Origin of the sequence: Corynebacterium auriscanis, from assembly GCF_030408435.1 — a bacterium.
Classification (GTDB): Bacteria; Actinomycetota; Actinomycetes; order Mycobacteriales; family Mycobacteriaceae; genus Corynebacterium; species Corynebacterium auriscanis.
Genome location: NZ_CP047046.1, coordinates 629913 through 655775, shown reverse-complemented (window position 1 = coordinate 655775; position 25863 = coordinate 629913). Strand labels below are relative to the sequence as shown.

Here is a 25863-nt window from a genome sequence, read left to right as displayed (position 1 = left end):
TAACGCAAAGGAGTACCAATTGGCAGCCGAGCCATTTGACCTTCACACCTACTTGCACAAGCTGGGATTGAACCCCGCGGATGAAGAAACTGACCCAACTTTCGACGGCAATTTCTTCCACGAATTACCTTCTCGACATGCGAATGCGATGCCCTTTGGCAATACCGAGGTTTTATCGGGACGAACGCCGGGAATTACCCCCGATGAGGCTTTCGACAAAATGGTGATTCGCAACGAGGCGGGCTATTGCCATGAGCACGCTCCCCTGATTAGAACAGCTATGCGTGAAATGGGTTTCGAAGTGCGCCCCGTACTGGCGCGTGTACTGCTGAAAAATGTGGAGAATCCTTCGCCGTACACGCACCAGGCAAACTTGGTTACCGATGGCGAAGCCTCATTTCTCGTTGACCCGGGATTCGGAGCTGGAACGCCCCTGCATCCCGTGCCACTTCCTTCAGAGGGGGAGGATTTTGGGCCTATTGTGGATTCGCCCCACGGCGACCACCGTATCGCTAGAGTAAGTGCCACGAAATTCACCGAGGTCCCGGGGATCAACTTTGTGTTGGAGACGCGACCGCACCAGGAGCATCGCGGTGACGACGGCGGTGCTCCAGCTGCCGAAGATTCCGCTCCCGTTGACAACGACGGCGATGCATTCTCTGGGGTCTACGGTTTTTCCATGGCACCTCTGGCGGAATCAGACCTAGAAAATTCCAATTGGTGGGCCGCTACGCACCCCAGCTCGATATTCACTTCTATGTTGGCTTTGGCCCGCTACCGTCTGGATGGCACCAAGGTCACGCTCGCTAATGCGAAGTTCCGAGTCAGCCCTGCCGATGGTGAGGCGACGGAACGCGAGTTGGAGGGGCCCGAGGATCTGCAGAAGGTGCTGCGGGAGGAATTCGATACTTCGATTTCTTCCGAGGATGCGCGGGCCGTCTGGTCGAAGATCGACAAGTAACGTGCCTGTGAAAAAGGGCGCCGGTTAGCGCCCGCCGTTGAGCCTTCCTTGAGCCTGCCGTTGAGCCCGCCTTGAGACCAGCACCGTTACTTCGCGGTGGCGGTACCGGGGGCTATCCGCGCTACAAGAGATGCGAGGTACGCCCGCCCTACTCTGCAAACGGGTAATCGGTAGGCCAGGGCTTGCTAGCACCGACCAGTGGCAACTGTGGGAACCGCCACGATTCCCCGAGCCAGCTGTGGTGGACGCCCGCTCTACTCCGCAAACGGGTAATCGATATAGCCTTCAGCCCCTGGGGTATAGAACGTCGCTGGGTTGGGAACGTTGAGCTCCAATCCGTTTTCCCAACGCTTAACAAGATCGGGGTTGGCAATAAGCAATCGTCCGACCGCGACTGCATCGGCGAGATCGTCTTCCACGATGCGGCGGGCTTCATCCAATTCCGTCATCTCACCGAATCCACTGTTGAGCACGGTGAAGCCCCCGAACTGAGATCGCAGGTCCGCGACAAACTGACTGTCGATTTCGACGTTCAGAATCGACAGGTACGCCAATCCCAGATCCGAAACTCCCGCGAGTAGGGCAGCGTAAGTCTTCGCGGCCTGTTCCCTATCGTCTTCGATTGCACCCTGCACGTTGTGTTGCGGAGAGATCCTCAGGGCAGTGCGATCCGCGCCAATCTCGCGGGCGACGGCCCGAACGACCTCAATCACCAGTCGCGCGCGGTTGTCGGCCGAACCACCGCATTCATCGGTCCGATGGTTGGCGGATGGTGCTAGGAACTGGTGGAGCAGATAGCCATTTGCACTGTGAATCTCCACGCCGTCCATTCCCGCCTGGACAGCGTTCCGAGCAGCGGTAACGAATTCTGCAACGATGCCGTCGAGTTCGTCACGACCCAACTCACGTGGGCTTGGGACTTCCTCGCGCCCATTCGCGCCATGCAGCGTAACCCCAGGGGCAATCGCGCTAGGCGCCACCGACTGCTCACCGTTGTTGATCGAAGGCAAGGTCAGCCGTCCGCCGTGCATGATCTGCATGACGATCGTGCCGCCGGAGGCGTGCACAGCATCCGCCACTCGGCGCCATCCAGCGAGTTGCTCCTCGGTATGGATCCCGGGTTGGCCCACAAATGCTTTGCCTACGTCACCGGTACTCGTGCCTTCGGTGACGATTAATCCCGCACTCGCGCGTTGGGTGTAGTACTCCACGTGCATGTCCGTGGGAATTCCATCTTTGCCTGCCCGAGAGCGGGTCAACGCTGCCATTGTCACACGGTTGCGAAGATGCAATGCCCCTGCCTCTGCAGGGGTGAATAGCGTGGCCACACTAAGCCTTTCAGTTGAGCGATCATTTTCCACAGGGCTCAACTTGAATCGTGGGATCTTTATTCCAGGCCCCCGGCCGTTATGGTTGAGCTCGTCAGCCCTATAGCTCTATGGAATCTAAAGAGATCCTTTTACAGCGTCCCACCTGCACAGACACAACAAAACCCCAGCCCGGGAACGGACTGGGGAAAGTGTTCAGTGGAGCAACCGGGAATTGAACCCGGTGATTATCTCAGCACGGTGGTTACGCCTTCATCATCGGACTCAATCGAAAACCAAGTCCATGCAATGTAGCCGATATATGCGACGGGAAGGACGTATGGAAAGAAAATGCCAACAGCCACGCACGTCGCGAGCGCACTAGTGGCCACGTTTCCGCATGCCGGGTCAGAATCTGAAGCAATGAACCGTACTGTTGCTACAAAAGCAATGAAGCAGAGAGCAACGCTGAGCACCCCATGGACTCCGCTTCCAGCGGCCATGATCAGCGTCGCACCACCTCCACAAATCCACAGGACCTTTTTAAGGCTCAAGCTAGCCCCCATCTACTTCTTAGGGGCAGTCGCAACAGGAACGATATTTGCGCCAAGGATCGCGGCCGCAAGGCTGACTGCTCCAACCTTTTGAGAGCAGTAGCAATCATTTGTTTGTTATTTACAATAACCTTGACAAGTTTGGCCTGCTGAGAACCAGGAATGCAGCTGGTGAGCACACCTGCGAGAGCCCAAACCGCACTATTGGGGTCTTCCCACGACTTCGTAAACACTGCGCCACCGATTCCTACCGCGCATCCAATTGCTGCCACGATAACGAGAGGCGCCACCCGTGTTGTTGCCCCGTCCTTGCGTTCGAGTGACTGGAGTTCATTTTTCAGTTCATCCGCCGAGAGTTTGGACAAGTATTGCAGTTCAGAATCCAATTGCTCATGCACATCGTTTGTTTGAGTAACGGTGCCATCTGCAGAAGTCGCTTGTCGCGGGGTCGCGGATTGTACCTTGGCGACACTAGTGAAGGTGTTTCTAGGAGTTGCGGCCTGAGTTGCTTGCACGCCCCCCGTTGAAATGGCCACGGCAATAAATGCTGAGAATAGTCGTTTGAGCAAAGCGGTTTCCATTCGGCTAAAGATTGCGGTGGTCGGTATGGGTCTGAACCCACCAGCATGTTAACGGAACCTTCATGATACTTCTCAGAAACTAATGTTCTTCAGTCATCGGACATCTTTGCTTCTGAATGACAAGCCGATTGCGAGTGCGATCTGTGCTCTCTATTTATTTGTCGCGTACATGGGGTCTTTCTGTGAGTGTGGGGTAGGTCAAAGTTTGACCAAAGTTTAACCAGACTTTGACCAATACAACATGTTTTAGTGTCATTCCATGTTACCTAAGGTGATATGCTACCAGTGTCCCCACCGGCGGATTCTTGCGGTCGTGGAAACACATCCTATATTTCTGATAACCCTAGCAGGGCGGCCATTCGTTCTGCTGGAGTGTCGAAGTCGAGTGTTTTGCGGGGACGCCGGTTAAGCTGCATTGCTACGAATTCCAGGTCGTGTTCGGTGTGAACGCTTAAGTCGGTTCCTTTCGGGAAGTATTGTCGCAGTAGCCCATTGGTGTTTTCGTTGGTACCGCGTTGCCACGGCGATCCCGGGTCACAGAAGTACACTGGGCAGTCTGTGGCGACTGAAAAGGATTTGTGTCCTGCCATCTCACTTCCTTGATCCCAGGTCAACGATCCTTTGAGGTGATTGGGAAGAGTGCCTATGGCCTTGACTAAGGCGTTTCTGACAGCGACAGCGTCATGGCTATCAGGAAGATGCAGCAACATCACATACCTGGTAGTTCGTTCGACGAGAGTTCCGATAGCGGACTTGTTTCCTTTGCCTAGTATCAGGTCGCCTTCCCAGTGCCCTGGCACAGCTCGGTCTTCGACCTCGGCAGGCCGGTCCGAAATCATCACCATCGGATCGATGAATCGGTTCCTGGCAATACGTTGCCCGCGCGGTTTGCGCACTGTGCGTCCTTGGCGCAGGCATGATGCGATTTCTTTCTTCAACTCGCCTTTGGCCTGGAAGAACAAAGCTTGGTAGATGGTTTCAGTACACACGTGCATAGTGTCATCGCCGGGATGATCTTTACGCAACCGTCCAGCAATCTGCTCCGGAGAAAGCTTCTCACGCAGCATATCCATAACCGTTGGCCATAGAGCCGGCACGGAGTCGATCTTGCGTTTTTTGGGCCGGAATCTCCGAAGCACTGATTTGCGATGAGCATGAGTGGGCAAATACAGACCAAAGTCATCTTGGTTACGGCGTAGCTCTTTGCTGATAGTGCCGGGTGAGCGGTTCAACCGGCGGGCTATGGCACGCACTCCTACTCCCTGATGATGCACATCAGAAATAAGCTCACGTTCTTCAATGCTGAGATACCGCGGTGATATGCGCTGATCAATACGAGCCTGGGGCACGATAGCAATAGGTAGTGACTGTCGGCCGTCTACATACTCAAGAACCTGCATGAGCCGGTTATACAGTGCTTTATCGGGCCCATCGGGTTCAAACGCTACGCGCTGTCTGCCCAGTTTGATCAGACCTTTGTCGATATCCAGAGCATCACGTTGATTGATGCCACACACCGATGCAGCATCCTTGCGCCCTAACGCATTGACTCTAAGCTGTAGGTACCCGCAGCGTCTGGTGGTTGCGGCAGCTCGTCGTCCATGCGGGTTGCGTTTCCACAAGCCCAGTTCAATACCGATCCGATAGACCACGCTCGAGTTGACCTTGCATTGACGAGCAATATCCATCGGCGCCCAACCAGCAAGCCACAACTGGCTGATACGCTCTGAATCCTCCGATGACGTAACACGATATCGTCGAACTTCCACGTCCAACTGCCGGGCAAGCCGATACGCCACAGAATGAGGCAACCCGACGCTGACAGCGGCAGCACGAACAGAGCTTCCTGCCTGCATCAAACTACAAAAACGTTCGACCACAACAGAATCCGGGTCCCACCGAGACTCCAAGACAACACCTCACACGAAGTCAGGTGTTTCCACGATCACTAGAACTTGCCCACCTGCACAGACACAACAAAACCCCAGCCCGGAAACGGACTGGGGAAAGTGTTCAGTGGAGCCGCCGGGAATTGAACCCGGGTCCTTCGCGACCTCGCCAGGGCTTCTCCGTGCGCAGTTCGCGCCTTATCTCTACTCGGCCCTCCAGATCCCACGAACAGGTCTGGATGACGGGCCCAGTTGCCCTAGAAGTCCCGCATCACCCGAGCAACTAGATGATGCAGCAAGCCCCTTAAGTCGATGCCAGTACCCGGGACAGGGACCATCCCGGACTGACAGACACGCGGTCGCTGTATTTAGGCAGCGAGGGCGTAGTCGCGCTGAGTGTTCTCGGCGCTTATAGGTTTGTAGCGACGCTTAACGGTGGTCTCCTACCTGCACCGGCACGCTTCCCCTGGCTCAATGCACGAAGTCGAAACCAAATCGACCCCTTATGCATCACCCTGCTGCGGAAACGTTTGACAGCAGGATTATTCATGTTACCCTTCGCTATCGTGGGAAGCAATCAGGGTTCCTGGGACTGAGGTTCTGCGTCGTCATTCCACTTTTCTTTCACCGCTTGGGACTTCTTACTTCGCCGCACGGACATCAGGCCGATGAAAAGACCAATCACAATGGGAACCCAAATCTTGGAGTAATCCGCCGCCACCGCAATGACGTGCAATACCGGCCTCATCCATTCTGGGATGTGCCAATCCGGCAGGTCGATGTGCGGCCAGTTGATGTGAGGCCAAGGAATCGACGGCAGGTGGATATCGGGTAGATCGATGCTCGGCCAAGGAATGGAAGGTAAGTCCCAATCGGGCAAATGAGGTTCTACTAGTCCCCAAAGAAGATCAATGATCTTGGAAACAACGGGACCAAGGATGAGGACGGCAACAGCCCAGCCTCCTTTGCCCAAACCAGAAAGAAAAGGATATAGCCAACGTTTCGTCGGCGATTCCTCCATAGCTCTCTCACGTGCAGCTGCCGGGGATCCAGCCGGCGGGTCGAACTTCACCAGTTCTCCCCTAGTCTTCACGATCACTTCAATTAAATGATTCCCGGTGAAGTTCTTCTGTAGCTCCAAAAACGGTTCCGAGATGGTTAGTTCGTAACCGAGTTTTCCATCCTTGACCTTCGGGGAAACCTTATCCAAGGAAATCTTGACATTTTGGAGAGACTCCAAACGTGCAATGACTTGCTTATCCTGCCGAACGAGAACGCATTTCGAGGAGAGGAACCCCCGTACAACCTTCGAAATCTTCCCTCGAGCACCAGGTTTTTCCGAGTCCTTTTCAAGTTCGTCGAGGTAGTTGGTGATTTCGTTCCCCTCTGCCTCTGTCTCCTTGCTTTTCACACCCTCCCACTTCGCACGCTCTGCCGTTTCAGTAGTTCTGTCCACCTCGGCTTTAGCACCCGAACTATTTGCACTCTCCCACTTCGCACGCTCTGCCGTTTCAGTAGTTCGGTCCACCTCGGCTTTAGCACCCGAACTATTTGCACTCTCCCACTTCGCACGCTCACCGCTACCTCCGGCCCCCTCCCCTTCTGGCGCTGTCGGCGCAGGGTTTTCCTTCCGCCTCTTTTCTTCCTTCCCCTCCTGTTCTGCATCCAATGGAAACTTCGGGTCATACTCGCGCAGTTCCTCCGACGACCCCACCAATACCTCTAAAAGACCTCGGTTTGGGTGCGCCAATCGCCAATGCTCCACTGCCATGTGCCCACCAATCTTTTAATTGCCCGTGTATTCAATCATGCGTGTACCACCATAAAACACCGCACTCACGCACCCAATCGTCCTCAAGGATGAATCTCACAAGCGATCCTTTAAAGAAGTGATTGGACGCGCAGGAAGATAGAGAGAAGCGACGGCGACAGGAAACGCGCCACATCCTAGGACACTTTGACAGTGATAGCTCAGAGCGTCCTACCGCGCGAACCCTGACCACCCTTAAACGCGCTAGCCCTGGATTCCCTTAATGCGGCGGCCCATTTCCCGCGTAATCTCGCGCTCCTCGGTTCGGCGCTTAATATCCTGGCGCTTATCGTATTCCTGTTTGCCTCGCGCAAGTGCCAGTTCCACCTTGAGCCGCCCAGCGACGAAATACAGCTGCAGGGGCACCAAAGTGGAATTACCATCGCGCACTTTACCCATGAGGGAATCGATTTCGCGACGGTGCAACAAGAGCTTCCGGGTCCGTCGCGGACTGTGGTTCGTCCAGTGCCCCATGGAATATTCGGGGATGTGGAGCCCGCGCAACCACACTTCACCATCGTCGATCGTCGCGTAGGCGTCGACCAAAGAGGCCTTGCCCTCCCGCAAAGCCTTGACTTCGGTGCCTACCAAAACCACACCGCACTCGTAAGTGTCCAGGATGTGATAATCATGGCGAGCCTTACGGTTGGTAGCAACGACTAAGGACCCGGTCCCTTTTCCGGTCCGGGCCTTTGCCTTTTGGGAGGCCTTCCCTTTCGATTTCCCCGAATCAACGGGAATGCTCTTTTTCGCTGCCATAACGGCTAATACCTTAGCGCAGGGGGTTTGCAGATAGACAAACCGTACTGTGGCTGCCCTAGTACCACCAGCACTAAATGCGCTGGTGCCACCAACGCAAACCCACCCAACTGGCGGTCCCGATAGTTCCCCACCGACCGATGCAGCGCAAAACCTAGGCAGCAGTCGTGCCAATTACGTTGTTTACAGTTCCACCCCGCAAACGATCGACGCGGAGCGTGGCGCCCGCCGGCCACATTTCGGCGTGGCACCCGCCAGCCACATTTCGGCGTGGCGCCCGCCGGCACGCACTGGGTCGCACAATGTGCAGCAGAACTCTGACAAAATGCCGCGTTTTTGTTGGACTTCTGCTGCACATTCGTCTTTCAGCGAGAGGATGCCGGCCACGGAAGCGGCAGGATTACCCCAACAACCTCACCTGAAGATTCAACAACCCATATGTGCCCCCAAGCATTTCCCTAGTTCTTTACGTACCAGCGCAGCGTAATCTGAGCTGTGACTGCCGCGACCACTGCACCCGTAAGAACGAGGAACGGTGCCGCCAGCCAGATATCGCTATCGGTGATGCGCGCGACCAGGTTGGCGTCATATAGAGAGCGCATCGCGCTATCGACCACCAGCTTCTTGCCGGCATACATACCCACTACTGCCAGCACGGCGCCGATAATGGCGCCGATGACAGCCTCTAGCACGAACGGCATCTGCGTGTACCAGCGGGAAGCACCCACCATGCGCATAATGCTGATCTCATGGCGACGGCTGAATGCCGCGATCTGGACCATGTTCATAATGAGGAAGATAGCTGCCACAGCCTGCACGGCTGCGACCAAGAAGGAAGCGTTTCGCACAGCATCCAGGTTGCGGGTTGCAGCCTGCAGATCCTCACCTTGATCGACCACGTTAGCCACACCCGGATCGTTCTTGACGGCATCAATCGGGCCCGTCTCTGTGGGATCGGTCAACCGCACGTGCAATGCTGCCGGGAATGCATCTTTACCGGTCTGCTCCACCAAACGCGGATCGGAATCCTTAAACAGCTCCACGAAGCGGTCGTAGGATTGCTGTTTGTTGCGGAACGTCACGGACTGTACTTCATCATCGCCCTCGAGCTTGCTCTTCAGCGCAGCACATTGTGCGCTAGTGCAGTCTTGGTCGGTGGAGGAAATCTTGTCATCCAGCTGAACCATAACTTCCACGCGGTCGATGTAGATATCCTTCGTCCGCTCCGTCATATTCGTCAACAAAAACCCGGTGGCCAGCAGCGCAAGGGAGATCGCTGTAGTGATGATCATCGCAACGGTCATTGTCGCATTGCGACGGAACCCAGCCATTGCCTCGCGGAATACGAAACCAAAATTCATAGTGTCTTCTCTTTCCCGCTTCTCTTGTTAACGTCCAACGCCGTACACGCCGTGGGCGTCATCGCGGACAATGGTTCCCTTGTCCAGCTCAATGACACGCTTACGCATGGAATCCACCGCCACGTCATCGTGAGTGGACATCACCACGGTTGTGCCTGCCTGATTAATCCGGTTCAGAAGCAACATGATCTCCGACGAGGTATCGGGGTCGAGGTTGCCGGTCGGCTCGTCGGCTAGCAACACTAGGGGACGGTTTACCGACGCCCGCGCAATCGCCACTCGCTGCTGCTCGCCACCTGATAACTCATGTGGGTAGCGATTCTCCTTGCCGTCCAAGCCAACGGTCTTCAGCGCTTGGGGGACGAGCGTTTCAATGTCTGCACGCTTCTTACCGATCACCTCAAGCGCGAAAGCCACATTCTCAAACACCGTCTTCTTGGGCAACAATCTGAAGTCTTGGAATACGTATCCAATGCGTTGCCGTAATTTGGCCACGTCTTTGCCTTTCAGCTTGTTGACGTGGAAGTCCGCTACATGCAGATCGCCGGAATCCAGCTTCTCTTCACGCAGCATCAGTTGGAGGAACGTTGATTTACCCGATCCGGAAGGACCGATGAGGAACACAAATTCGCCTTTATCTATAGCGATGTTGATATCTCTCAGGGCGGGCCGCCCCGCGGACTTGTAGCTCTTGGAGACGTTTTGGAATGTGATCACGGCTAAGTACTTTAGCGAAGACACTGATATTACTGAAGCCCAAAGTGAAAGATGTGATGTATGTGATCTAATCACTCGCGCGCTAATTCACGCGTTTCCCTGCCCCTCGATCCCACAGAATGTAAAGTCACAAGCCCATCCGGTTGAAGTTGGCGTCAAGAAAAATAAGGCGCCACTCCCCCCCTCGCCCGGCCACAAAGACAGAAAGAAAACATGAGCGATCAGAGGACCGCAACCAAAGCCCGCGACCCCAAAGAGGATGACAAGACCGACAGCCAGCCCAGTGGATTCTTGGGGACGGTTGAGAAGATTGGCAACAAACTACCGGATCCATTTTGGCTGTTCGTGATCCTCGGTGGACTGGTGTTGATCTCCAGTTACATCGGCAACAAAGTCGGTTTGACCGCCACTAATCCCGAAGACGGCAAACCGGTAGAAATCGTGAATCTGCTGAGCTCAGATGGGCTGAAGCTGATAGTTTCCGATGCCGTCGAGAATTATGTGACCTTCCCACCACTGGGCCTCATCATCACTGTCATGCTGGGTGTGGCCGTGGCCGAACACTCCGGGCTCATCAGCGCTGTCGTGCGTGCAATTGTGTCCAAGGTCGGTCCGAAGCTGCTGACATTCGTGGTGGCACTCGCTGGCGTAACGGGATCCGTGGCCTCCGATGCCGTGTACGTGATCCTGATTCCACTAGGAGCCGTTTCCTTCCGCGCCGTGGGACGATCTCCCATTGTCGGCGCGATGGTAGCCTTCGCCGCATCCTCCGCCGGGTTCAACTCCTCCCTGGTGCTTAACATCACCGACGTCCTCTTGGGTGGAATTTCCACGTCCGCGGCACACATCGTGGATAAGGAATACTACGTTTCCCCGCTGGCGAACTACTTCTTCGTCGCAGCCAGCGCCATTGTTCTAGCCCTCATCATCACCGTTTTGACCGAAACGTTTATGAACCGCCGGGCAGCCCAGCTAGTGGATCACAACCACATCGATTACTCCCAAGTCACATTCAAAACGGGTCGCGACGGCGACGATGAATTGGCCCAAGAGGTCTCGCAGGAAAAGTTGACCGAGTCCCTGCAACTGGACCGGAGCGAATCCCGCGCGCTGGGGATCACCGGGGTGGTAGCCGCGGTCCTACTGGCGTTGTATTTCGCGATGCTGTTTGTTCCGTTCTCACCCCTACAAGGCGAGGGCGGTGACGTCATGTCCAGCCCACTGATTACTGCTGTGGCCGTTCCGATTGCCCTGACGTTCCTCATCCTAGGCATCGTCTACGGTGTGGGGATTAAATCCATCACCTCCTTGGGCGACGTGCCAACCTTCATGGGGCGTGGAATCGAAACCCTCATTCCGATGATGGTGCTGTTCTTCGCGGTATCGCAGTTCCTTGCATGGTTTAAGGCATCCAACCTGGGTTCCTGGACCGCAATTAAGGGCGCTGAGCTGCTCCAGAAGGCCGATCTTCCTCCGCTGGTCCTGTTCGCAGCGTTCGTGGTGCTGGTGGCGCTGTTGAACTTGCTTATCACTTCCGGTTCCGCCCAGTGGGCCCTTATGGCCCCCATCGTGGTTCCCATGTTTATGTACGTGGGCTTTTCCCCCGAAGTCACCCAGATGCTGTTCCGAATTGGTGATTCCCCATCGAACATCATCACCCCGATGAGCCCCTACTTCGCCCTCGCCCTCACCTTCTTGCAGCGGTACTACAAGAAGGCCGGTATCGGCACGCTCATGTCACTGGCTCTGCCGTACTCCATTGCCATGCTGGTGGGCTGGTTCCTGTTCTTCGCCCTGTGGTGGTCCCTCGGATTGCCTCTGGGTCCTGGCACCCCCATGGATTACCCCGCACCTTAAGAGATGCGCAGCGGACAGCGTTATTGCTGTCCGCTGCCTTCGTATTTCCGGTTGCAAGCTAGCCCAATCTATCTCTCGTTATTAGGGTGGTGAACGTACCCTGCACAGAATTGGGCCGGGGCTATCCATCTCGGCCACCGATTGAAGAATTGAGGTTGGCGTTGAGCAGCCAGGCTTTCACCCCGCGCCCGAATAGTTCCGATGTCGAGGCGGTGGTAACTAAAGCAATCCACCGCGCCGAGCAGTGGCTAGAGGTTGAGGAGACCTCCAAATCCACTAAGCAGCTTGCCGATATGGTGCATGACCCCGACGGTGTTGAATTCACCTTCGCCTTCGTAGACCGCGTTGCCCGCCCAGAGGACAACAAGGTCGCTGCCAAGGAGTTCATGCGCATTGCACACCCTCTGAAACGCACCGCCGATGTCCCAGGGTTCATGAGTTTCTTGGACCAAGTACTGGTCACCGCCGGTTCTGTGGCCGCGCCACTACTTCCCAGTGTGGTCATGCCTATTGCCCGCAAATACCTGCGCACTACCGTGGGCCACTTAGTTCTCGACGCGGAATCGAAGGCCTTGGATGACCTATTGGATCGCAGCCGCGAAGAGGGTTTCCGGCTCAACCTCAACCTCTTGGGCGAGGCGGTGCTCGGCGAGGCCGAGGCTCAAAAGCGTCTCGACGCCATCGTGGAACTGTTAAAGAACCCCCGCGTGGACTACGTTTCCGTCAAGGCGTCCTCCGTTGTCTCCCAGCTCAACCACTGGGATCTGGAAGGAAGCACCGAGCGCTTGAAGGAGCGCTTGCGCCCCCTCTACCGCCAGGCACTTAAACGCCAGCCACATCCGTTCATCAACATGGACATGGAGGAATACAAGGACCTCGATCTCACCATCAAGCTGTTCACTGAGCTCATGGATGAAGAAGAGTTCCGTGAGCTGGAAGCCGGCATCGTTTTGCAGGCTTACCTGCCAGATACATTCGATGCTCTCACCAAGCTGACCGAGTACGCCAAGGAGCGCCGCGCCAAGGGCGGCGGCAAGATCAAGGTGCGCTTGGTTAAGGGTGCGAACCTGTCGATGGAGCGGGTGGATTCCGAGATTCACGACTGGCCCCAGGCGCCATACCTCACCAAGGCAGAGGTAGACGCCAACTACGTACGCCTCATCGATTACGCACTCCAACCGGAAAACGCTGATGCCATCCGCATCGGCGTGGCCTCGCACAACCTGTACCACGTGGCGCTCGCCCACGAGCTCTCCGTTGTTCGCAACGTAGAAGAACAGCTGGATATCGAAATGCTGCAAGGCATGGCCCCCGGCCAAGCCCGCGCCGTCCGTGATGTTGTGGGTGGGCTCATCCTGTACACCCCCGTCGTCAAGGCCGAGGACTTCGACGTAGCCATCAGCTACTTGGTCCGTCGGCTGGAGGAAAACGGCGCTAAGCAGAACTTCCTTTATGCACTGTTCACACCTGGCGATGACGAGTCGGATGAAAACGGAAACACCCCGATGCAGGCACAGGAACGGCGCTTCCGCCATTCCGTACAGGATCGGTGGAAGACGTTTGCGGGCCGGCGTCGAACCCAAAATCGCCTGGAAGAAGAAGAGAAGAAACTGGGTTGCCGTAGCGATTCCACGCCAGGCAACTTCGTCAACGAGCCCGATACCGACCCGGTGCTGCCGGCGAACCGAGAATGGGCCAAGCGCATCGTCGCACCGGAATCCAACCCTGGACCTGCACAAACCCCACCAGTCACCGATCCGGCCGCCATCGACGAGGCCGTGGCACGGTGCCGCGAGGCCGCTGAGAAGTGGTCGCAGAAGAGCGGCCACGAGCGCGCCGAGTTGCTGGACGCCGCAGCAGATGCACTGGCGAATAATCGCTCCAAACTGATCTCTGCGGCCGTCTTCGAGGCCGACAAGACCGTCGGCGAAACCGACCCTGAGGTTTCCGAGGCCATCGACTTCGCCCGCTTCTACGCAGAATCCGCCCGTGAGCTAGACCATGTCCGCGGATCCGTTTTCACTCCCTACAAGACGGTCGTGGTAACACCACCATGGAACTTCCCCATCGCCATTCCATTGGGTGGTGTGTTCGCATCCCTGGCAGCTGGTGCCTGCGTCATTTTGAAGCCAGCTCCCCAGGTACTGCGCATCGCCGAGGTCTTTGTGGACATCCTCCGCGAGGCTGGAGTTACCGAGGACCTAGTGCAACTGGTCAATGCCGACGAAGCCGATGCCGGTAAGCGCCTCATCTCCCACCCCGATGTGGATTCCGTCATCCTCACCGGCGCATCTGAAACCGCCAAGCTGTTCCGCAGCTGGAAGCCACGCATGGTCATCAATGCCGAGACCAGTGGTAAAAACGCCATTATCGTCACCCCAGCAGCCGATCCAGACTTGGCGGTGGCGGACATCTTCAAGTCGGCCTACGGACACGCGGGCCAGAAGTGCTCTGCAGCTTCGCTGATCATCACCGTCGGTTCCATCGGCAAGTCCAAGCGCTTCATGGGCCAGCTGGTCGATGCGGTGCGCTCCATGAAGGTTGGGCCTGGCCACGACATTTCTACCTACATGAACGGCATTATCGAGCCTCCCGGGGATAAACTGCTGCGCGGCTTGACCCAGCTGGACAAGGGTGAAAAGTGGCTGGTCAAGCCAGAAAAGCTGAACGAAGAAGGCACCTTGTGGAGCCCCGGTTTGCGCGATAACGTGCAGCCCGGCAGCTGGTTCCATACCCACGAGTGCTTCGGCCCTGTGGCAGGCATCATGCACGCCGAAACTCTCGATGAAGCCATCGAGTGGCAAAACTCCACTGGCTTTGGCCTGACCGGTGGCATACACACTATCGACGTGGAGGAAACCGCTTATTGGCGCGAGCGCGTGGAGGTCGGCAACGCTTACGTTGAACGCGGCATCACCGGCGCTATCGTGCAGCGCCAGTCCTTCGGTGGTTGGAAGAATTCCTCCTTGGGCTCGGGTGCCAAGGCCGGCGGTCCGAACTACGTAGCCCAGCAGGGTGTATGGACCGAAGGTGACCTCGGACAGCTGGTTCCGGGCACGTTGCCCACAAAGATTACGCAGCTGTTGCGCGAAATCCGCGGTCTGGGCTCCCCTGTTTTGGACAAGGAGGACCACGTGTGGCTGCGCCGCGCGGCGGAATCCGATGCCCACGCTATGGCCACGGAATTCGGAGTAGAGCACGACAACACGGCATTGGTTGTGGAGTCCAACATCTTCCGCTACAAGCCCTTGTTGGAGCCACTGCGCGTGCGCGTCCACGCGGGGGCAAACCCACGCGACCTGCTACGACTGAAGCTGGCTTCCGCAGCTACCGGCACCGAGTTGGACATTTCTGCCAGCCACGAAGTCGCTTCCTCGTGGGGTGAGCTGGGCACACGCATGCGGGTTGTCTCCGACGAGGACTTCGCCGAGGAAGTCGAGACCGCCCAGTCGGTCCGCGTTCGTTCCTTGGGTGTAGCCCCGGATTCCCTCTACCAGGCTGCTGCGCAGTCGGGCTCCGTCATCCTGGATCAGGATGTTCTGCCAGATGGTCGCCGCGAGCTGTTGCCACTGCTATTGGAGCAGGCCGTTTCCACCACCGAGCACCGTTTCGGCTACATCCATGGCCTGACCCCTTAGTCAGTGTGCTTTGGCCCTCGTTGTAGCCGGGCCATCTCCCTGCCCCTAGGTCTTGCGTGGCCTAGGGGTTTCTACGTCTTTTTATCCCGGCACCCCCCTGCCCCGCCGTCGATCATTTCTTGCTCGTGGGGGTCACCGCTGCTTTTATCCCGACGCCACCTCGCCGCGCCACAGAACGATTAGTCCTCGTTCACCTGGGACATTCGCCAGCGGATTCCCGCTTCAAGAAACCCATCCAGGTCGCCGTCCAAAACCTTAGACGGATCATTGACCTCGTAATTGGTGCGCAAGTCCTTCACCATTTGGTACGGGTGCAAGACATAGGAACGCATTTGGTTACCCCATGAGGCATTACCTCCGGCACCGAGAGCATCCATTTCCGCGCGTTCTTCTTGACGCTTGCGCTCCAGCAGTTTCGCTTGGAGCACGCGCAGTGCACTAGCTTTGTTCTGGATCTGGGACTTCTCGTTTTGGCAGGTAACCACGATCCCGGTGGGAATGTGCGTCAAACGAACCGCAGAATCGGTGGTGTTCACCGACTGACCACCCGGGCCGGAGGACCGGTAGACGTCGACGCGCATTTCAGCATCGGGAATGTCGATGTGGTCGGTTTGCTCCACGACCGGCAATACCTCAACCTCCGCGAAGGAGGTCTGACGTTTGTCGCCACCGCTACCGAACGGGCTCAGGCGCACCAATCGGTGGGCCCCCTGTTCCACGGACAGCGTGCCGTACATGTACTCCCCATGCACCACGAAGGTGGCCGACTTGATACCCGCCTCTTCCGCATAGGAAATGTCATAAATGTCCACCTTGTAACCGGATTTGTCGGCCCACCGCGTGTACATCCGCATAAGCATCTCCGCCCAGTCGGCGGCATCCACGCCGCCGGCACCGGAACGAATGTTCACGACTGCCTCGCGCTGATCGTACTCGCCGGACAGCATGGTGGTGACTTCCAAGGATTCGATTTCCCTGCGCAGTTCCGCACGCTCATCATCGGCCATTTCCAGGGCCTCTTGGGCGGAATCTGGGTCTTCCGAAGCGGCTTCATCTGCCATGTCGTACATCACCGGTAGGTCCTCGAGCCGCTGTCGCAGCGAGGTCACTTTCCGGAGTTGTCCCTGGGCGCGTGAGAGAGCGGAAGTCACCTTTTGGGCGTGGTCCGGATCGTCCCACAAACTGGGATCGGCTGCCCGATCTTCCAGTTCCCGAACGGAATCGGCCAACGCATCCAAGTCCAGTACTTTCTCAATGGTGGTGAGAGTGCTGTCTAGTTCTTTCAGGTCGGTCGTGACTTCCATCTGCATAGTGGGCAAGTTTACCCGCTGGTAGGCACAATGGAGTTCATGGCTTCCGATAACTCACCGATCCCACAGGACATGCTCGACGCGATCATTAAGACGTTCATGGTGGCGCATGTCGACGATACTGATGAACACCTCGCCCAAGCGCTCGTATTTAATGCCGGTCGCTTGGCTTGGCGCATGCGCGAGTCTGGTTTAACAACGGAGACTAAAACTTCCGTCAGTGATGTGGTCACCGCTGCCGACCGTGCAGCTGAAAAGTTTATTGCTGACGTTTTACGCGCATTCCGCCCCGAGGACGGCCTGCTCGGTGAAGAAGGCACCCAACAACAATCCACATCGGGTCGCACCTGGGTCATCGACCCCGTGGATGGCACATACAATTTCACCATCGGATCGGATTACTGGTGTTCCGCACTGGCCTTGGTGGAAGGCTCACCAGAGAACCCCGATCGGGTGATCTTCGGCGCCGTGCACCGCCCGGCCATGGGCCAAACTTGGTTCGGCGGACCGGATATCCCCACTACCTTAGATGGCAAGCCCATCCGCGCGTCCACAGCTCCCCCGGAACAAACCTGCCTCAGCGGCTACTTGCACCCCACCGATTTCGCGCAACCACGCATCGCTACCGCTTGGCAGTCCGTAGTTCAAGAATTTGCTACGACCAGAATGTTCGGCTCTGCTTCCGTGGATCTTGGAAGCGTGGCTGCAGGCCAGCTGGGTTGCTGGATGCAGCGAAGCGTGAAGAGCTGGGATTGGCTACCCGGCCAAGCTCTCGTTGAAGGCGCTGGAGGCAAGACTGTACGGGTCGAAGGCCAGGGAACTACGTGGTCCATTGCAGGTTCGCCAGCCGCGGTGGATGTGGCGTCGGAAAGAATTCAGCAGGCCTAGCACCCCCCGAACGCCCAGAAGTCACAATAATTACTTGCTGCCCCAGGAATTCACAGCAACCTGTGACTTTGAGGTTCTTGTATTTAGCACAAGGCACGCTAGCATAACCCTATGACTGAATCGCCAAGCTCCGCATCCTCCAGCTACTCCGCTGATCTCACCCTTGCTCTGAGCTTGGCGGATGCCGCGGATCACATCACCATGTCACGGTTTGAATCCACTGATCTGCGCGTTGAAACAAAGCCAGACCTGACCCCTGTCAGTGATGCCGATACCGCGGTGGAGCAGGAACTTCGCTCCATCATCGCCACCCACTATCCGGAGGACGAGATCCTCGGCGAGGAATTCGGTGGTTCCGCAACGTTCCAGGGGCGCCAGTGGGTCATCGACCCAATCGATGGCACCAAGAACTTCGTGCGCGGTGTGCCAGTGTGGGCTACGCTCATCGCTCTATTGGAAGATGGCAAGCCGGTCGTCGGAGTTGTCTCCGCACCTGCCCTCACGCGCCGGTGGTGGGCCGCTGACACCATGGGAGCGTGGCGTTCGTTTTCCACCCCTGCAGCCTTGGGGGCGGATCATCCTATCCCATCCGCTGAGCCGCGTTCTCTACGCGTTTCTGGGGTGACCTCAATCGGTGACTCATCTGTGGCTATTTCCTCGCTGTCTGGCTGGGCAGATTGCGGTTTGCGGGAGCAGCTGATTTCTTTGACCGACGACGCCTGGCGCCTCCGTGGCTACGGCGACTTCTGGTCCTACATGTTAGTCGCAGAAGGGGCAGTGGATATCGCAGCGGAACCGGAGGTTTCCCTGTGGGACCTCGCTGCGCTGGTACCCATTATCAGCGAAGCTGGCGGGCGCTTTACTTCGGTTACAGGGGAGGAGGGCCCGCACGGTGGTTCCGCGTTAGCTACGAACGGCGCACTTCACGAGGCCGTGTTGGGTTACTTAGCTGCAGAGAAATAGACTAGAAATCCACCTTTATCCCACATTCACTCTCCTCTACATCTGACTGCTCTTCCTATGCCCGATTTCTTCCGCAAGATTCGCAAAGATAGCACCGCCTTCGTGCGCGAGCATGTTACCCCGCGAGTCCGCAAGCGTTTCTCCGCAATTCAGAATCCCACAGATACTGATTCTTCTGACTCCCTGCAACGCCACGCGCCGAAGCAGGTTTCGAGCACTAAGGCAAGTGCAGGCATGCAACCAGCCGCTGCCGCCACGCAGGACCCTGGCTCCAAGAACAGCTCGAACACTAAGGCAAGTGCGGGCACCAAGAGCAGTGGGGAGAAAGCGGAATCGCACACACCCGTGCACGAAGAAAGCAGCAGTCGCGGCAAAGCCTCGGAAAACAAGCCTGCCGCAGCGCACATGAAGCGCATCCGCGATGCTCGCGAGACACGAAAGATGCGGGAAGCTCGCGCGGAACGACTCCGCGCCTCCCGTTCGGCCGGTCGCTACGGCAAGTCGCGGGCATCGCTGCCGCATCGCAAGGCAACCAGTCCTCACACACGCGAAGCAACTGCTTTTCAGCCCAAGCCGGCAAGCTCTTTCCCCAGTGCGACGAAGGCACCAAGTCTGCAACGCAGCGTGGAGGCCCGCAAAACTGCCACCAAACGCGCTAGCTCAACCCCTCAATCACGTACGCCCAAAACCGACACACAATCAAATACCCAGTACAGTGCGCCAGTTCAAACACGGAACGAAAACAACGACACTTCCACGTCACAGACTCTCGCTCCTCAAGCCAGCGCTCGGCCGGCTGCGCCACAAGAGCGTCGCAGGGAGAATACTCCTGCCGCAACGTCCCCGGCACAACTAACCGGACCGTCCCCGGCGCAACCGACCAAGCCAACTACTACTGCCCAGCCAACAAAAGCCACACCAGCACAGTCGGCCAAGCCTTCCCCGGCGCAACCGACCAAGGCAACTACTACTGCCCAGCCAACTAAAACCACACCAGCACAGTCGGCCAAGCCTTCCCCGGCGCAACCGACCAAGCCAACTACTACTGCCCAGCCAACTAAAACCACACCAGCACAGTCGGCCAAGCCTTCCCCGGCGCAATCGACCAAGCGCACCCCGGCGCGCTCCCGCGCCATTTCTCCCTCCCCCCGCCCTGTTCCACAGCGGCGCCACATCCCGGGCTTGGACGGCGTGCGTGGCATCGCGGTCATCGCGGTTTTGTTGTACCACTTTTGGCCCAACCTCGTTCCTGGGGGGTTCATGGGCGTGGACGTTTTCTTCGTGCTTTCGGGTTACCTCATCACGTTTCTCCTAGTAAAGGAGTATCGAAAGACTGGGCGCATCAGCCTCAAACAGTTTTGGCTACGAAGGGTACGCCGAATTCTCCCCGCCGCGTTGATTGTCATTGCCGTCTGTACTGCGTTGGTATCGCTTTTCCGCGGTGATATCGCGGTCAAGATCGGTTATCACGCGGTTACTAGTGCGCTATTTGTCAGCAACTGGGGCCAGATCGCGGAATCGGGCAGTTACTTTTCCGATGCAGACCTAAACATCTTTACCCACTACTGGTCCCTATCCATTGAAGAGCAATTCTACTTGTTCTGGCCTTTGCTGGTCTTGGCGATTCTCGCCATCGGTACTCGCAAACGCACTGAACGCGACCATTTGTCCCTGTTGCTCTACGTAACAATGGCCATCGGTATCGCATCGTTCGCCGCAATGCTGGTTCTCTACAACCCGCAGGACGATCCAACGCGAGTGTACTTCGGTACTGATACACATGCTTTTGGTTTAGCTGTGGGCGCCGCTATCGCTTTTATGGTGTCCCGGGGGTCTTCTTTCTTGACGCCCACGAGCGCCCCCGCTTCGTCTTCCACCGGTGCCTCAGCCCGCCTGAAATTGAATGTTGAGGTCGCTGCATGGGCAGGTTTTGTCGCTCTCATCCTGATGTTTTTGACGGTCCAAGACACGTCTAGTTTCACCTACCGCGGTGGATTGCTGATCGCTAGTTTGCTCACCGGCTGGTTGGTGGCCCTGTCAGTGCGTGGCCGGGGCAGCCTCGTACGCGTATTGTCCCACCCCGGATTGGCCTGGTTTGGCGACCGCTCCTTCAGCCTCTACTTGTGGCACTGGCCGCTGTTTTTGATGTTCAAGCAGCTCTACACGCAGACCATGGACATGCACGGTAACTTCGCCACCAAGGTAGGGGTTCCGGTCAGTGCTTTGATAGCAACGTTGGCTTGTACTTACGCTACGTACCACTACGTGGAGAATCCTTTCCGAAAGCAGGGCTATCGTAAGACCGTTACCACGCTAAAGGGCCCCCGGTTGGCCGCTACCACTGCCACCGCAAGCTTGATTTGTGTAGGCATGGTGGTAGCTATCTTGACGGCACCCGCTCAAACCAATGTGGAGAAGCAGTTGCAGGCATTGGCCGCTCAGCAAGAACAGCAAAAGCAGCGTGTGGCCTCCGCTAACCAAAGCCAAGCAACGGGTGCGGCTGCCGATCCGATGGCTTCCCCCATCAAGAGCCACCAGCTTCCCAAGGGAAAGGCAATCACAGCCATTGGCGACTCGGTGATGTTGGCCAGCTACAACGCGCTGACGAAACGCTACCCGGGCATATTCGTCGATGCCGATGTGTCCCGCCATTACAGTGGCGGCGAACCAGTCTTGGAAAACCTGAAGGCGCAAAAGAAACTCCGCAACACGGTTGTCCTAGGCTTCGGTACAAACGGGCAAGCCTTTCCAGGCCAATTGGAGCGCATGCTGGATGTCATCGGCCCAGATCGCACTGTGATTGTAGTGGCTCCCTATGGGCCAGTACCTGGAATCTCCGATGCCGCGCAGCAGGTCATCAGTTTCGCAAAAACTCGGCCGAATGTTTTTCCTGCCATGTGGTGCCAGTTAGCTGCTGATAACCCTGAGGCCTTATATAGCGATCGTGTGCACCCTAAGCCGGAGCGGGCAAACCTTTACGTTCGAGCGATCACGGATGCGCTCAAAACCGCGGCGTCGGGTAAACAAGAACCACCCCTCACGTGCCCGGTAGCCAGCTAGGAGCCATGCAACCTAGTTGGTTGCAACCCAAGGGCCTAGCTCAACGCCGTACGACAAGCGAAACGGCTACAAGCAATGGGAGATAACGCAGAGGCACACTGTAGACATGCGAAACGGGCCCCGCTTCTGCAGCCGGGGCCCGTCGTTATTGCAAGAAGTCCTAGGATCAGCTTCGCTGAGTCTGGGACTTCTTCCCTTACGCTTCTTCTTTCAACAACTCCGCAACAATTGCCTTGAGTTCTTCAGCCTTTTCGGGACGGGGAGCGAATTCCTCACCTTGTGCATCTTCGCCGAACACGTTGAGTGCCAACGCGTTCTCTACATCCCGCATCTTGAAGTTCTTCACGATCGGCCGCCAAGCGGTGACGGCCCGGGCCGCACCATTTCCGCCGTAGCCGACGAAAGCCACGGGCTTGCCCGACCATTCAACCATCAAGTGATCCACAGCGTTCTTCATCGGCCCAGGAACTCCCCCGTTGTATTCCGGGGTAACGAAGATAAAACCATCGTAGGACGCAACCGCATCGGCAAATCGCTGCACCTCAGGGTCGGGATAGCTGCCCTCGCAGCCGGCCGGCATATAAGGTACGTCCAACAACGGAACATTGAAATCCTTCAGATCCATCAGTCCGAATTCCGCGCCAGCTACATCGGCAACGGAATCCAGGACCCACTTGCCGATGGTCGCACCACGGCCTTCACGTCGGATTGATCCAACAAAAACACCAATTCTCATGACCATGACTTTACGCAAGGGTTGGTCAGGTTTAAATATCGAGCGCGAGATACTTAGTTTCTTGGTATTCATCGATACCTTCGAAACCACCTTCGCGCCCCACACCGGACTGCTTCATACCGCCGAAAGGCGCGGCAGCATCGGAGATAATGCCGCGGTTCACGCCGATCATCCCGGCTTCCATACGCTCCGCGAACCGCATCGTATTCTTCATATCCGTCCCACAGACATATCCGGCCAAACCCCAGATCGTGTCGTTGGCAACGCGGAGCGCTTCCTCGTCACTGGACACGCGCTGTACGGCGAGGACTGGACCGAAAATTTCACGTTGGGCAATTTCGAATTCAGGTTCAACGTCCGTCAGAACTGTGGCTGGGTACCAAAAACCGTTCGGGTCGAGGTCAGGATGAGTTTCTGTCAGCTTCGCGGCGGCCTCTGGCCCACCCAGCGCCACCTTGGCCCCCTCTTCGATGGCCTTTTCCACCATGCCGGCCACCTTGTCACGCTGCTCGGCGCTGACCATCGGCCCCTGCGTGGTTTTCTCGTCAGTTCCTGGTCCAAGGACAAACTCTCCTAGTTTTTCGACGACGCCGCGCTCAAACCGATCTGCCACATCTTCGTGCACGATAAACCGGTTCGAGGCAATACATACCTGTCCTCCCCCACGCATCTTGGAGGTCACGGCGGCCTCCACTGCTAGGTCAACATCAGCGTCATTCAGCACCACAAATGGCGCGTTACCACCGAGCTCTAAAGACGTGCGGATTGTCTTTTCGGCTGCCTTCGATGCCAGCATCTGCCCCACCTCCGTGGATCCGGTGAAGGTGAATTTCCTCAGGCGGTCGTCATCTAACAACACCGAAATGTTTTTCGCGCTCTTGGTGGGCAACACCTGGAAAACCCCGTCAGGCAAACCAGCTTCCTTGGTCAGTTGAGCGAGGAACAGCATGGTCAGAGGAGTGAGTTGCGCGGGCTTTGCGATCATCACGCAACCCGATGCCAAGGCCGGAGCCAGTTTGCGGGCGATCATCGCGAGGGGGAAATTCCACGGCGTGATGGCCAGGGCTGGACCTACCGGCTGCTTGATGGTCACGATGCGACCCCGCCCACCAGGCGCCACTCGGTATTCACCGGTATCTGAGACCGCCCGCTCGGAGAACCAGCGGAAGTATTCACCGCCATAGGTCACCTCGCCACGTGAATCGGGCAAGGCGCGACCGAGTTCAAGGGATTGCAGTGCAGCGAGCTTCTCATCGTTTTCCATGATGAGATCAAAGATTCTGCGCAGAATCTCAGCGCGTTCACGAGGAGCCGTATTTCCCCACTCTTCCTGCGTTTTCACGGCGATGTCCATGGCCTCCGCCGCGTCTTTTTCCGTCGCACTATGGACAGATGTGATGGGGGAACCCGTGGCGGCGTCGAGAACATCAAAAGATTCGTGAGAACTGCCGGCCTTCCACTGCCCTCCGACGAGCAAGCCGGTGGGCACGTCAATAGTGAGGTCGTTTACGTGCAATGTGGTGAAAAGATTGTCAGTCATACCTTCTACTGTGCCACCGTCTGGAGAATCATGCTGAAAGCGGGAACGGAAGGCTGCCTGTGAAAGCGGGAACGGGAGACTGACTGTCAAAGCTCGGCAGCGGGCCAATTGACGGGTCTAGGTGTGGAATGAGCTGGGCGGGTTTATTAGACCCGCTCCACGCACAGTGAGAATTTTTCCACTAGCGTGGTGAGTAAGTATTTTGGTTGCCCCCCCCAATTCTGCTAGGAGTTCCTGTGACGAACGCGGACCATCGTGAAACCATCGATGCCTCATACGAATGGACGAAATTGCGCGATCATGCCGCCGAAATGAGGGGCACTTCGTTACGAGAACTGTTCGCCGAGCAACCGGGGCGCTCGAGCGATATGACGTTCTCCATTGGTCCATTGCTCGTTGACCTGTCGAAAAACTTAGTTGATGAGCGCACGCTCCGGCTTTTGATGGGGTTGGCCACCGCCGCCCGTTTGGAAGATCGTCGCAATGCGATGTTCAGTGGCGAAAAGATCAACACGACCGAGCAGCGCGCTGTACTCCATACCGCTCTACGAGTCCCCGTCGAGCGCGAATTCAGCGCAAATGGCCAGGATATTGCCGCGGACGTTCACGACGTGCTGGGCCGGATGCGCGATTTCGCCAAGGCACTGCGAAGCGGAGCCTGGCAAGGAGTTACCGGCCACACCATTAAAAATGTTGTAAACATTGGAATCGGCGGGTCGGATTTGGGCCCGGCCATGGCTGCCCGCGCGCTGCGCCCATATTTGACCGCGGGTATTACCCCGCATTTCATTTCAAATATTGACCCAGCTGACCTGTCGGCCACGCTGGATGGCCTCGATGCTGAATCTACACTTTTCGTTATCTCTTCGAAGACTTTCACCACCTCAGAGACTCTGGCAAACGCCCACGCTGCCCGTCGCTGGCTTTTGAATGAGCTCTCGCGGGCCGATGTCGATGTTGAAGGTGACGCAGCAGTGCGGGACATCACCGCGAAGCACTTCGTAGCTGTTTCTACTAATGCAGAGGCTGTCCAGGAATTCGGCATTGACGTAGCCAACATGTTTGGCTTCTGGGATTGGGTCGGTGGACGGTATTCAATCGATTCCGCTATTGGCCTGAGTTTGATGGCAGCCATCGGCCCGCAGGACTTCATGCGATTCTTGGACGGGTTCCATGCGGTAGACGACCACTTCCGTTCGGAACCACTGGAGATGAATGTGCCAGTACTCATGGCGCTGTTCGGAGTGTGGTACACCAACTTCCTAGGCGCGGAATCGCATGCGGTTTTGCCTTATAGCGAGGACTTATCCCGCTTCCCCGCCTACCTCCAGCAATTAATGATGGAGTCCAACGGCAAGTCAGTCCGATTGGACGGTTCGACCACGCCCTATTCCACGGGAGAGATTTACTGGGGTGAGCCCGGCACCAACGGGCAACACGCGTTTTTCCAGTTGCTGCACCAAGGCACCCACCTAATTCCTGCTGACTTCATTGGTTTCTGCAATCCTCACGACGATCACATCGCCGCCGATGGCGAAACCAGCATGCACGACATGCTGATGAGCAATTTCTTCGCGCAGACGCGCGTGCTCGCTTTCGGCAAGAATGCAGATGAGCTGCGGGAAGAGGGGGTCAGCGAAGAACTCATTGCCCACAAGGTCATGCCGGGTAACCGCCCGAGCACCACAATTTTGGCGGATAAGTTGACCCCAGATGTACTGGGCGCTTTAATCGCGCTCTACGAACATATTGCTTTCACCCAAGGTGTGATCTGGGGAATCAACAGCTTCGACCAGTGGGGGGTTGAGTTGGGGAAGAAGCAAGCCAATGAGCTGCTTCCAGCCGTCAGCGGGAGAACCCCTTCGGATTCGGGGGATTCCTCGACGGATAGTTTGATTAACCACTACTGCGGTGTTCGCAGGTATCGTTAAC

17 protein-coding genes and 1 other RNA gene are annotated in these 25863 nt (G+C 56.9%); 7 read left to right on the top strand and 11 right to left on the bottom strand.

All coding sequences use genetic code 11. The annotated features are described in order from the left end of the window. The first annotated feature begins 19 nt into the window (after window positions 1-19). Complete coding sequence (locus CAURIC_RS02725) at window positions 20-961, top strand: arylamine N-acetyltransferase family protein (protein WP_290183260.1); 942 nt, start codon at window positions 20-22, stop codon at window positions 959-961. A 254-nt stretch (window positions 962-1215) separates the two neighbouring features. Here the strand turns inward: CAURIC_RS02725 and CAURIC_RS02720 are convergent, their stop codons facing one another. The 8 genes from CAURIC_RS02720 to ftsE all read right to left on the bottom strand — a co-directional run bounded on the left by CAURIC_RS02720 (window position 1216) and on the right by ftsE (window position 9939). Next, window positions 1216-2289 (bottom strand): alkene reductase, encoded by a 1074-nt coding sequence (locus CAURIC_RS02720; protein WP_290183258.1) that lies wholly within the window; start codon window positions 2287-2289, stop codon window positions 1216-1218. Between the two features lie 529 nt (window positions 2290-2818). Beyond that, on the bottom strand, window positions 2819-3403 hold the full coding sequence (locus tag CAURIC_RS02715) for a hypothetical protein (protein WP_156963528.1): 585 nt from the start codon (window positions 3401-3403) through the stop codon (window positions 2819-2821). Window positions 3404-3729: 326 nt separating this feature from the next. Further along, window positions 3730-4725, bottom strand: a complete 996-nt coding sequence (locus CAURIC_RS02710) for an IS30 family transposase (RefSeq protein WP_156963469.1) — start codon at window positions 4723-4725, stop codon at window positions 3730-3732. 692 nt (window positions 4726-5417) lie between these two features. Further along, window positions 5418-5795: a transfer-messenger RNA gene (gene ssrA, locus CAURIC_RS02705) on the bottom strand. A gap of 74 nt (window positions 5796-5869) precedes the next feature. After that, window positions 5870-7063: a hypothetical protein gene (locus tag CAURIC_RS02700; protein WP_035113248.1), complete on the bottom strand. Its 1194-nt coding sequence runs from the start codon at window positions 7061-7063 to the stop codon at window positions 5870-5872. 243 nt (window positions 7064-7306) lie between these two features. Continuing rightward, window positions 7307-7861, bottom strand: a complete 555-nt coding sequence (gene smpB, locus CAURIC_RS02695) for an SsrA-binding protein SmpB (protein ID WP_035113246.1) — start codon at window positions 7859-7861, stop codon at window positions 7307-7309. A 458-nt stretch (window positions 7862-8319) separates the two neighbouring features. Next, window positions 8320-9222, bottom strand: coding sequence for a permease-like cell division protein FtsX (gene ftsX, locus CAURIC_RS02690; RefSeq protein WP_035113245.1), 903 nt, complete (start codon window positions 9220-9222; stop codon window positions 8320-8322). A gap of 27 nt (window positions 9223-9249) precedes the next feature. Beyond that, window positions 9250-9939: a cell division ATP-binding protein FtsE gene (gene ftsE / locus CAURIC_RS02685; protein ID WP_035113243.1), complete on the bottom strand. Its 690-nt coding sequence runs from the start codon at window positions 9937-9939 to the stop codon at window positions 9250-9252. Between the two features lie 213 nt (window positions 9940-10152). On the opposite strand from ftsE, the gene CAURIC_RS02680 reads away from it, so the two are divergent. Next, entirely contained in the window at window positions 10153-11796 is a 1644-nt protein-coding gene (locus CAURIC_RS02680) for an AbgT family transporter (RefSeq protein WP_052094777.1), read from the top strand. Between the two features lie 161 nt (window positions 11797-11957). Then, window positions 11958-15434: a bifunctional proline dehydrogenase/L-glutamate gamma-semialdehyde dehydrogenase gene (locus CAURIC_RS02675; RefSeq protein WP_035113436.1), complete on the top strand. Its 3477-nt coding sequence runs from the start codon at window positions 11958-11960 to the stop codon at window positions 15432-15434. Between the two features lie 179 nt (window positions 15435-15613). Here the strand turns inward: CAURIC_RS02675 and prfB are convergent, their stop codons facing one another. After that, complete coding sequence (gene prfB / locus CAURIC_RS02670; protein WP_035113242.1) at window positions 15614-16744, bottom strand: peptide chain release factor 2; 1131 nt, start codon at window positions 16742-16744, stop codon at window positions 15614-15616. A 30-nt stretch (window positions 16745-16774) separates the two neighbouring features. Here prfB and CAURIC_RS02665 point away from each other — a divergent pair, with 30 nt between their 5' ends. The 3 genes from CAURIC_RS02665 to CAURIC_RS02655 all read left to right on the top strand — a co-directional run bounded on the left by CAURIC_RS02665 (window position 16775) and on the right by CAURIC_RS02655 (window position 21655). Further along, on the top strand, window positions 16775-17632 hold the full coding sequence (locus CAURIC_RS02665; protein WP_035113241.1) for an inositol monophosphatase family protein: 858 nt from the start codon (window positions 16775-16777) through the stop codon (window positions 17630-17632). A gap of 111 nt (window positions 17633-17743) precedes the next feature. After that, window positions 17744-18595 (top strand): histidinol-phosphatase, encoded by an 852-nt coding sequence (gene hisN / locus CAURIC_RS02660; RefSeq protein ID WP_035113240.1) that lies wholly within the window; start codon window positions 17744-17746, stop codon window positions 18593-18595. A gap of 57 nt (window positions 18596-18652) precedes the next feature. Beyond that, on the top strand, window positions 18653-21655 hold the full coding sequence (locus CAURIC_RS02655) for an acyltransferase family protein (protein WP_290183248.1): 3003 nt from the start codon (window positions 18653-18655) through the stop codon (window positions 21653-21655). 196 nt (window positions 21656-21851) lie between these two features. Here the strand turns inward: CAURIC_RS02655 and CAURIC_RS02650 are convergent, their stop codons facing one another. Both CAURIC_RS02650 and CAURIC_RS02645 read right to left on the bottom strand, forming a co-directional pair. Further along, window positions 21852-22391 carry an NADPH-dependent FMN reductase gene (locus CAURIC_RS02650; RefSeq protein WP_035113434.1) on the bottom strand — a complete coding sequence of 180 codons (540 nt, stop codon included), beginning with the start codon at window positions 22389-22391 and terminating at the stop codon, window positions 21852-21854. A gap of 31 nt (window positions 22392-22422) precedes the next feature. Then, window positions 22423-23931 (bottom strand): NAD-dependent succinate-semialdehyde dehydrogenase, encoded by a 1509-nt coding sequence (locus CAURIC_RS02645; protein WP_035113239.1) that lies wholly within the window; start codon window positions 23929-23931, stop codon window positions 22423-22425. A 236-nt stretch (window positions 23932-24167) separates the two neighbouring features. Here CAURIC_RS02645 and pgi point away from each other — a divergent pair, with 236 nt between their 5' ends. After that, a complete protein-coding gene (gene pgi, locus CAURIC_RS02640) occupies window positions 24168-25862 on the top strand; it encodes a glucose-6-phosphate isomerase (protein ID WP_084588079.1) in 1695 nt (564 codons plus the stop codon). The last annotated feature ends 1 nt before the right edge of the window (window position 25863 follow it).